The following is an 8,326-nucleotide window of genomic DNA, read 5'->3' as shown; positions in this document are numbered from 1 at the left end:
CCCCAAGAGCCGCTTCGACGCACAGCCCGTCCACGAGTACTACGACTACGCGGCACTGCGGGAGCGACTGGGTTCGGCCCGGGTGGAAGGGCCTCTCACCACGGGGCACGCGACGGTCTTCCCCAACTTCGCATACCTTCCCGTCAACGGCAGCATCCGCGTCTGGCACCCGAAGGGGCCCGACGAGATGGAGGTCTGGGCGTGGACCGTGCTCGACAAGTCAATGCCAGAGGAGGTCCGCACGGCGCAGCGCCTCTACAACCTCCGCACCTTCGGCCCCTCGGGGATCTTCGAGCAGGACGACGGCGAGAACTGGAGCGAGATCCAGGCGATCTCCCATGGTTGGCGAACGAACACCCTGCCCTTGAACTATCAGATGGGCATCGGCACCGAACAGGACGACGGTGTGCATCCGGGCTCGACGAGCGCACTGTACAGCGATGCCGCGGGAAGGCGGTTCTACGCGCGATGGGCGGAGCTCATGAACACGCCGGCGTGGCACGAGGAGGCTACTGATGGCTGAGGGAATCGTCGTCGCCGACATCGATGACGTCCCTGAGGGGGAGGGGATCAAGATCGACGCTGCCGTGACCGGCACCGTCGACGACATCGCCGTGTTCAACGACGACGGCGAGTTCTTCGCCCTCGACGACACGTGCTCACACGAGAAGGCCTCCCTGTCGGAGGGATGGCTCGAGAACGGCGTCGTCGAATGCCCTCTCCACGCGGGCAAGTTCTGTCTCAAGGACGGCGCCGTGATGTCTATGCCCGCGACCGAGGACGTCGCGTGCCACCGGGTAATCATCGATGGATCGCAGCTGCGCGTCGTGCCCAATCCCGCGAGGCTCGCATGACCACAGGTACGCCGCGCGACGCCGGTCGCGTCGTGATCATCGGTGCCGGGCTGGCCGGCTACAGCGCCGCCGAGCAGCTCAGATCTCTTGGCCATGAGGGCGACATCGTGATCGTGGATGGCGAGCCTGCGCCATACGATCGGCCACCGCTGAGCAAGGAGCTCTTCGCCCCTGACTTCAGCCTCGACAAGCTCGCGTTCGCCAGCGCGCAGAAGCTGGCGGAGAAGCGCATCCAGACGAAGTTCGGCTCCGGAGCCGCGGCGATCGACCCGGCGGCACTCGCCGTCACGCTTCACGACGGCGAAGTGATCGCGGCGGACACCATCCTGATCGCCACCGGCGGGCGCGCCCGCACCTTGCCCATCCCCGGAGCCGATCTTCCCGGCGTGCATGTTCTGCGCACGTTCGCCGATGCGTCGGCATTGCGCGCGCGTGTCACGCACGGCTGCCGCGTCGTGATCATCGGAGCCGGTCTCATCGGCGCGGAGCTCGCCTCGTCGGCTCTTGCGGTGGGCGCCGACGTCACGCTGATCGATCCGGTCGATGTGCCGCTCACACCCGCTGTCGGCGAGCTGCTTGCAACCCATCTCCACGGGATGCACGCGGAGCGCGGCATCGACGTGCGGGTGGGAGTCGCATCTGCGATCGAACCCGTGCCGGACGGACTCGAGGTCGTCCTCGACGACGGCACGCGATGCGCCGCCGACCTGGTCGTCGTCGGCATAGGCATCATCCCGAACGTCGAGCTGGCCGAGTCCGCGGGTATCGAGGTCGACGGAGGCTTGCTCGTCTCGGCGGACTACCGCACAAGCGCGCCGGACGTCTTCGCCGCCGGCGACGTCATACGCCTTCGCGGCGAGGACGGTGCGCTGCTGCGCCGCGAGGAACACTGGGAGGCAGCCCAGCTGAGCGGTCAGCATGCCGCCTACGGGATGCTCGGGCTAGAGCCGCCGTCGCGGGGCGCGCCATGGTTCTGGACCGATCGCCACGGCATCCACCTCGAGGCCGTCGGCCGGCTCTCCGGTCCCGGCGACGTGGTCGTGAGAGAAGGCGGCGATCATCCTGCCGTGTTCCTTCTCGATGAAGGGCTGCTCGCGGGAGCGGCTGCGATCGACGACGCCATGACGGTGCGCGCCGCACGTCGCCTGATCGATCAGCGCATCCCGGTCAGTCGCGGCGAGCTCTCCGATCCGTCGGTGCCCCTTCGCTCCCTCCTCAAGGCACGCAGATGACCGTGTTCCGGCGACCGGCACGGCCGGTTGAAGCGGTTCCGCAGACGAAGTGAGATGAGACCATGTCCGACAGCCACCTGAACCCGGCGACCCTGAACGGGGCGACGTCGGTCGGCGCTGGAATCCTGGACGATGAGATCGACGGGATGCGCCTGGCAGACGCTGACACGCATTTCGAGGTCAACCAGTTCTACTTCCTCGAGGCGGAGTTCCTCGATGACGGTCGCTTCGCGGACTGGCTGGAGATGCTCGCGGAAGACCTGCACTACTGGGCCCCGACGCGCACGAATCGCCTGCGCCGGCAGCAGGCCCTCGCCGTCTCGGCGCCCGGCGAAGCGGCGTTCTACGACGAGACCAAGGACTCGCTCGCGTGGCGCATCCGCCGATACGACTCGGGCATGGCCTGGGCGGAGGACCCGCCGTCGCGCACGCGCCACCTCATCTCGAACGTGTCGGTCCGCGAGCGCAGCGACGGGCTGCTCCAGTCCCGCAGTGCGTTCATCGTGTACCGGAACCGGCTGCAGACCGAAGTCGATCTCTATGCCGGCGGTCGCAACGACGTCCTGCGGCGCACGGGCGCGCACGGCTTCGAGATCGTCAAGCGCACGATCCTCTTCGAGCAGAACGTCCTGCTGATGAAGAACATCAGCACGTTCTTCTGATCCGCACATCCCCTCCGCACGCACCACCGAAAGGCATTCTCCATGACCGCCACTGCTCTCGAGACGAGCACCGTCGACACGACCCTCGGCCCGATCGCGGTCACGGTCGTCGGCGAGGGCGAGCCCCTCGTCCTCATGCACGGCGGCGGGCCGGGCGCGAGCGCGCTGGCGAACTACCGGGACAACCTGGGAGCTCTCGAAGGTTTTCGGGTCATCCTTCCCGACCAGCCGGGGTTCGGCGGCAGTTACCGCCCCACCGAGGAGGATCTCGCTGAACGCTCGATCACCGAGATCACGGTCGATGCGATGTACCAGATGCTCGACGCGCTGGGGGTGGACACGTTCTTCCTGCTGGGCAATTCGCTCGGAGGCGCTGCGGCGCTGGCCATGGCGATCGCCCAGCCGGTGCGCGTCACGAAGCTCGTCCTCATGGCCCCGGGAGGTGGCTGGCTGCCGACGGCCCCGACGCCGACAGAGGGCCAGAAGGAGATGTTCCGCTACTACAACGGCGAGGGCCCGACCTTCAGCAAGATGAAGAACTTCGTCCGCGTCATGGTCGCCAACCCGAAGCTCTTCGACGACGCCAGCATCCAGGCCCGCTACGAGGCCTCGCTTGACGCGAGCCACATCGAGTTCTACCACCGCTACAACACCGCGTTCGCTCGCCGGGGCGGCATGGATCCGCTTTGGAAGGATCTCGAGAAGATCCTCGCCGACACGCTCCTGCTGTGGGGCCGCGACGACCGCACGATCACGCTCGACGGAGCCTGGATCATGCTCAAGAATATCCGGAAGGTGCAGCTGCACGTGTTCGGCGGCTGCGGCCACTGGGTGCAGGTCGAGAAGAAGGCGGACTTCGAGCGACTCGTCGTCGGATTCCTGGGGCCGGGCACATGACCGGATGGCTCGAGGGTGACGTCGCGTTCATCACCGGCGCCGGATCCGGCATCGGCAGGGCCGTCGCGCTGAGATTCCTCGAGGAGGGTGCGGCGGGCGTCGCCGTGGTCGGTCGCGACGCGGAGAGACTGCAGTCCACGATCGATGCCGCGGGTGCGGAGGCCGATCGTGTGCTGCCCGTCGTCGGAGATGTCCGTTCGACATCGGATCTGAAGGCGGCCGTCTCGGCTACGGTCGACGCGTTCGGCAAGATCGATGTCGTCGTGCCGAACGCTGGAATCTGGGACTTCAACCGATCGATCACGAAGACCACGCCTGAAGAGATCGAGGGCATCTATGACGAGCTGTTCGACATCAACGTCAAGGGCTACCTGCTGACGGTCTCGGCGACCTGGCCGGAACTCGTCAAGACGAAGGGGAACGTCGTCATGACGCTCTCCAACGCCGCGTTCTACGCGGCCGGAGGCGGTCCCGTCTACACCGCAGCGAAGTTCGCCGCGAGAGGCCTCGTTACCCAGCTCGCCTATGAGCTCGCCCCTCACGTCCGAGTGAACGGCGTCGCCATCGGCGGACTTCGCACCGATCTGCGCGGGCCGGCCGCCGTGGGGATGGACGCGCGATCCATCGAGCAGTCCTTCGCCAAGCGCGACGACGCCCCCGGCCCCAACATGTGGGTTCCGCTGCACGACGCCAGCACCGACCCCGTCGACTCGACCGGTCCATACGTCCTGCTGGCGTCGCGCCGCAACGCGAGCGTCGTAACGGGCGCGATCATCAACGCCGACGGCGGGGTCGGTGTCCGAGGGTTTGCGACGGCCGCAGGAGGAGATCACCTATGACGAACGTTTCGCTGGGCTCTGCGCTCCCGCCGGGTTTCGAGCGCTTCTTCGCGGTCGACGGCGTCGACGACGCCCCCGCGCTCATCGGCATCCGATCGGTCCGTTCCGGCCATCTGGTCGACGCGTACCCCGCCGGTACCCACGACCTCGAGCTCGCGACGCACGGACTCGTGTCGGCCGCAGACGTGCAGCGCGTCACCCACGAGGTGCTCAAGGCGAGTCCCCGCTCTCGCCGAGTCATCCTGGCAGTACCCGAACAAGACCTCACTGCCATCGCCTGGGCGGAAGACGCTGGATACCGATTCGTGGTCGATGTCGAAACGCTCAGCGGCAGCTTCTCGCTGCTCGTGACCGAACCCGATTGGGTGCTGGCGCAGCCCCACATCCTCGAAGACATTCCCCTGAAGGAGTAGTCATGGGCAAGACGAAGATCGCCATCATCGGCTCAGGAAACATCGGCACTGACCTCATGTTCAAGGTCATCCGTCTCTCCGACACGCTCGAGATGGGAGTGATGGTCGGGATCGATCCCGGCTCAGACGGACTCGCCCGCGCCGCGCGACTGGGTTTCGAGACGACACATGAGGGCGTCGACGGACTCATCGCCAGTCCGCAGTTCGACGAGATTGAGGTGATCTTCGACGCCACCAGCGCGTCGGCGCACAAGAAGAACGCCGAGAAGCTGCTGCCGTTGGGCAAGAAGCTCGTCGACCTCACCCCTGCCGCGATCGGGCCGTACGTGGTTCCGGCCGTGAACCTCGGCGACCACTTCGACGCACAGGACATCAACATGGTGACGTGCGGTGGCCAGGCCACGATCCCGATCGTCGCGGCGATCAGCTCGATCACTCCCGTGCACTACGGCGAGATCGTCGCATCCATCGCCTCGAAGTCGGCCGGGCCCGGTACGCGCGCGAACATCGATGAGTTCACCGAGACGACCTCGTCGGCGATCGAGGCGGTCGGCGGTGCGGCTCGAGGCAAGGCGATCATCATCCTCAACCCGGCCGAGCCTCCCATGATCATGCGCGACACCGTTCAGGTGCTCACGAGCCGTCTCGACGAGGCCACGCGAGGGGCGGTCGCCCATGCCGTCGCCGACCAGGTGGCAGCGGTCGCGGAGTACGTGCCCGGCTACCGCCTCAAGCAACAGGTCCAGTTCCTGGACCAGGGACCCGAGTTCGACACTCTTGTACCCGCCGACCGCGTGCAGGAGGACGGATACACGCGAGTGACGGTCTTCCTGGAGGTTGAGGGCGCGGCGATGTACTTGCCGAGCTATGCCGGAAATCTCGACATCATGACCAGCGCAGCACTGCGCGCAGCCGAACGACTCGTCGTCGCGGCCCGGGAGAAGGAGGCCGTCGCATGACGAGGATCTATCTGCAGGATGTCACGCTCCGCGACGGCATGCACGCGGTCCGCCACCGGATCGCCCCCGCGAAGGCCGCGGAGATCGCTGCGGCGCTCGACGCGGCGGGAGTGGATGCCATCGAGGTCTCTCACGGTGACGGTCTCGCCGGCAGCTCGCTGATCTACGGGCCGGGCTCGAACTCCGACTGGGAGTGGATCGAAGCCGTGGCGGGTGCAACGAAGAACGCTGTGCTAACGACGCTGCTGCTCCCCGGCATCGGCACGCTTCACGAGCTGCGACAGGCGTTCGACCTCGGCGTGCGCTCCGTGAGGATCGCGACGCACTGCACGGAGGCCGACGTCTCGGCCCAGCACATCAGCGCCGCCCGCGAGTGGGGGATGGACGTGTCGGGCTTCCTCATGATGTCGCATCTCAACGATCCGACATCCCTCGCGCAGCAGGCGAAGCTCATGGAGTCGTACGGCGCGAACTGCGTTTACGTCACGGACTCCGCCGGACGCCTGACGATGGACGGCGTGCGGGAGCGGATCCGTGCGTATCGCGACGTGCTCGACCCGGCCACACAGATCGGGATCCACGCCCACCAGAACCTCTCGCTCGCGGTCGCGAATTCCATCGCCGCCGTGGAGGAGGGTGCGTACCGCGTGGACGCCTCGCTCGCGGGACACGGCGCAGGCGCCGGCAACACACCCATCGAGCCTTTCGTGGCGGTTGCGAAGTTGCTCGGCTGGGAGGTGGGCGCCGATGTCTTCGCTTTGCAGGATGCCGCAGACGACCTCGTGCGGCCGCTCCACGACCGCCCCGTCCAGGTCGACCGCGAGACGCTGTCCGTCGGTTACGCGGGTGCGTACTCGAGCTTTCTGCGGCATGCCGAGCAGGCGGCCGCCGTGTATCAGCTGGATGCCCGCGACATCCTGGTCGAGGTCGGCCGACGCAAGCTCATCGGCGGTCAGGAGGACATGATCACCGACATAGCCCTCGACATGGTCGGCGCCGCCGGTCCTCTGGAGCGCTGACGGGAATCCGGCGCGTCCTGGCCCCGAACCCGGGGCCGATGACGCTCGACGGCACGAACACATGGGTGATCGACGTGGGGGCCGGAGTGCTCATCGTCGACCCCGGCCCCGCGGATCGCGCGCACCTCGACGAGGCGATCGGCGCGTCCGTAGTGGCAAGCGTGCTTCTGACGCACCGACACCCCGACCACTCGGCTGCTCTGGACATGCTGCCGAGCGGCACGCCTGTCCACGCCGCGGACCCCGCCCTCGCGCGATCGAGCGCGCCGCTCCGCAGGGGGGCGATGCTCGCGTTCTCACCCGTCCGGATCGAGGTGCTGTCCACGCCGGGACACACGGACGACTCGGTGTGCTTCCGCGTCGACTCGGAGGGCGCGTCGTGTGTGATCACGGGCGACACTCTGCTCGGCGGACGCCACGCCACGTTCGTGTCACGTCGCTCCGGCGACCTCGATGCGCTGCTCTCCTCCCTCGCGACGATTTCCTCCCTCCGGGGCCTGCCCGGCCTGCCCGGGCATGGGGACTTCATCCCCGATGTCGGGGCACACGCCTCGGCAGCGCTCGCGCATCACCACCGCCGGCTCACGAGACTCGAGAAGCTCCTTCGCGCGCATCCCGACCTCGACCTGGAGTACCACCTCCGCTCTCGGTATCCGAACGATCCGGGTCGGCGGCGTGCGGCGGCGTGGATGGCGCACGTGGAGGCGGACTACCTGCGATCGACCGGACGCCTGTCACGTCCTGTCGGCCCTCTCGACCCCCCGTAGGGCTCCAGGCGGAGTAGCAACGACGCGTGCTTTTTGGCGGCACGCTGTGCCGCCAGGTCCAGACACGTCGTTTCTGCGTCGGTTCGCAAGTGCGTGGGACGATCAGCGGATTTGAACGCAACCGTGCCCGCGACCGCTCGCAAACGAAGAGTTCTTCGGTCACGGCATAGAGCGCGTCGAGCCACCTCCACCACCAGCCTGCTCCGATCATGTCGGAGTGGGGTGTGCAGGTGACAGTCGCCACAGAACGCTGCGCGGCCGTGTGGAATCCTGAGAGTGAAACCACCGCCAACCACCCTGGAATCGCGGGGATCTTCGCCATGTCCAGCAGGAACCGAGGTGCCGCAGAGCTCAGCGAAGGACCTCGCCGATCGGTCTACGGGACGCGGCGACACGGTAGACGACGCCGAGACCGCGCGACCCTCGCCACTGTTCGGGGGTGAGCGCGCCGACGAGCAGTTCGAGGAGTCCGCACGTCGTCGGATCGTTGACTTCGCCGCGGCCCCGCTTCGCGCTGCCGCGCTGCCCCATCTGTTCGAGCCGCGCGATCGGAAGCAGCTCCGCGACGGGAGCCTCGTGAGCAGTCATCTATCGGCCTGCCCTCTCGAGGTGCGGTCGGGGCCTAGGCCGTGTTGATCAAGAGGTTTCGGTGTTCGGTGGGCGAGTCTTGAACCGTGACGCGAC

General features: G+C 67.2%; 11 protein-coding genes. 10 read left to right on the top strand and 1 reads right to left on the bottom strand.

All coding sequences use genetic code 11. From position 1 onward, the window contains the following. From ASG00_RS16720 to ASG00_RS03250, 10 genes are all read left to right on the top strand, one after another. Positions 1 to 523, top strand: a 523-nt coding sequence (locus tag ASG00_RS16720; RefSeq protein ID WP_327037470.1) for an SRPBCC family protein, incomplete at its 5' end; no start/stop codon positions are given. Next, a complete protein-coding gene (locus ASG00_RS03290) occupies positions 516 to 854 on the top strand; it encodes a bifunctional 3-phenylpropionate/cinnamic acid dioxygenase ferredoxin subunit (RefSeq protein ID WP_056206887.1) in 339 nt (112 codons plus the stop codon). The genes ASG00_RS16720 and ASG00_RS03290, both read left to right, overlap by 8 nt. Next, complete coding sequence (locus ASG00_RS03285; protein ID WP_056206883.1) at positions 851 to 2,086, top strand: NAD(P)/FAD-dependent oxidoreductase; 1,236 nt, start codon at positions 851 to 853, stop codon at positions 2,084 to 2,086. Before ASG00_RS03290 ends, ASG00_RS03285 begins: the two co-directional genes overlap by 4 nt. 62 nt (positions 2,087 to 2,148) lie before the next feature. Further along, complete coding sequence (locus ASG00_RS03280) at positions 2,149 to 2,748, top strand: aromatic-ring-hydroxylating dioxygenase subunit beta (RefSeq protein WP_082483029.1); 600 nt, start codon at positions 2,149 to 2,151, stop codon at positions 2,746 to 2,748. A 42-nt stretch (positions 2,749 to 2,790) separates the two neighbouring features. Continuing rightward, a complete protein-coding gene (locus ASG00_RS03275; RefSeq protein ID WP_056206880.1) occupies positions 2,791 to 3,645 on the top strand; it encodes an alpha/beta fold hydrolase in 855 nt (284 codons plus the stop codon). Continuing rightward, on the top strand, positions 3,642 to 4,484 hold the full coding sequence (locus ASG00_RS03270) for an SDR family NAD(P)-dependent oxidoreductase (protein ID WP_056206877.1): 843 nt from the start codon (positions 3,642 to 3,644) through the stop codon (positions 4,482 to 4,484). The genes ASG00_RS03275 and ASG00_RS03270 overlap by 4 nt, the downstream gene beginning before the upstream one ends. Next, positions 4,481 to 4,897, top strand: coding sequence for a hypothetical protein (locus ASG00_RS03265; RefSeq protein WP_056206873.1), 417 nt, complete (start codon positions 4,481 to 4,483; stop codon positions 4,895 to 4,897). The genes ASG00_RS03270 and ASG00_RS03265 overlap by 4 nt, the downstream gene beginning before the upstream one ends. Before the next feature lie 2 nt (positions 4,898 to 4,899). After that, positions 4,900 to 5,856, top strand: coding sequence for an acetaldehyde dehydrogenase (acetylating) (locus ASG00_RS03260; protein WP_056206870.1), 957 nt, complete (start codon positions 4,900 to 4,902; stop codon positions 5,854 to 5,856). Next, entirely contained in the window at positions 5,853 to 6,875 is a 1,023-nt protein-coding gene (gene dmpG, locus ASG00_RS03255) for a 4-hydroxy-2-oxovalerate aldolase (protein WP_056206867.1), read from the top strand. Before ASG00_RS03260 ends, dmpG begins: the two co-directional genes overlap by 4 nt. A 38-nt stretch (positions 6,876 to 6,913) precedes the next feature. After that, positions 6,914 to 7,642, top strand: a complete 729-nt coding sequence (locus ASG00_RS03250; protein WP_056206864.1) for an MBL fold metallo-hydrolase — start codon at positions 6,914 to 6,916, stop codon at positions 7,640 to 7,642. Positions 7,643 to 7,993: 351 nt separating this feature from the next. Here the strand turns inward: ASG00_RS03250 and ASG00_RS03245 are convergent, their stop codons facing one another. Further along, positions 7,994 to 8,230, bottom strand: coding sequence for a hypothetical protein (locus tag ASG00_RS03245; protein ID WP_056206861.1), 237 nt, complete (start codon positions 8,228 to 8,230; stop codon positions 7,994 to 7,996). Between the last annotated feature and the right edge of the window lie 96 nt (positions 8,231 to 8,326).

It is taken from the genome of Microbacterium sp. Leaf351 (genome assembly GCF_001423825.1).
Taxonomy (GTDB): Bacteria; Actinomycetota; Actinomycetes; order Actinomycetales; family Microbacteriaceae; genus Microbacterium; species Microbacterium ginsengisoli.
Note: the sequence above shows the minus strand (reverse complement) of the source record. Positions and strands in the feature narration are given on the sequence as shown.

What these genes read in the sequence shown, in the direction of transcription:
- ASG00_RS03290 (WP_056206887.1), top strand. Translation starts at nt 516, where the DNA reads ATGGCTGAGGGAATCGTCGTCGCCGACATCGATGACGTCCCTGAGGGG.
- ASG00_RS03285 (WP_056206883.1), top strand. Translation starts at nt 851, where the DNA reads ATGACCACAGGTACGCCGCGCGACGCCGGTCGCGTCGTGATCATCGGT.
- ASG00_RS03280 (WP_082483029.1), top strand. Translation starts at nt 2,149, where the DNA reads ATGTCCGACAGCCACCTGAACCCGGCGACCCTGAACGGGGCGACGTCG.
- ASG00_RS03275 (WP_056206880.1), top strand. Translation starts at nt 2,791, where the DNA reads ATGACCGCCACTGCTCTCGAGACGAGCACCGTCGACACGACCCTCGGC.
- ASG00_RS03270 (WP_056206877.1), top strand. Translation starts at nt 3,642, where the DNA reads ATGACCGGATGGCTCGAGGGTGACGTCGCGTTCATCACCGGCGCCGGA.
- ASG00_RS03265 (WP_056206873.1), top strand. Translation starts at nt 4,481, where the DNA reads ATGACGAACGTTTCGCTGGGCTCTGCGCTCCCGCCGGGTTTCGAGCGC.
- ASG00_RS03260 (WP_056206870.1), top strand. Translation starts at nt 4,900, where the DNA reads ATGGGCAAGACGAAGATCGCCATCATCGGCTCAGGAAACATCGGCACT.
- dmpG (WP_056206867.1), top strand. Translation starts at nt 5,853, where the DNA reads ATGACGAGGATCTATCTGCAGGATGTCACGCTCCGCGACGGCATGCAC.
- ASG00_RS03250 (WP_056206864.1), top strand. Translation starts at nt 6,914, where the DNA reads ATGACGCTCGACGGCACGAACACATGGGTGATCGACGTGGGGGCCGGA.
- ASG00_RS03245 (WP_056206861.1), bottom strand. Translation starts at nt 8,230, where the DNA reads ATGACTGCTCACGAGGCTCCCGTCGCGGAGCTGCTTCCGATCGCGCGG.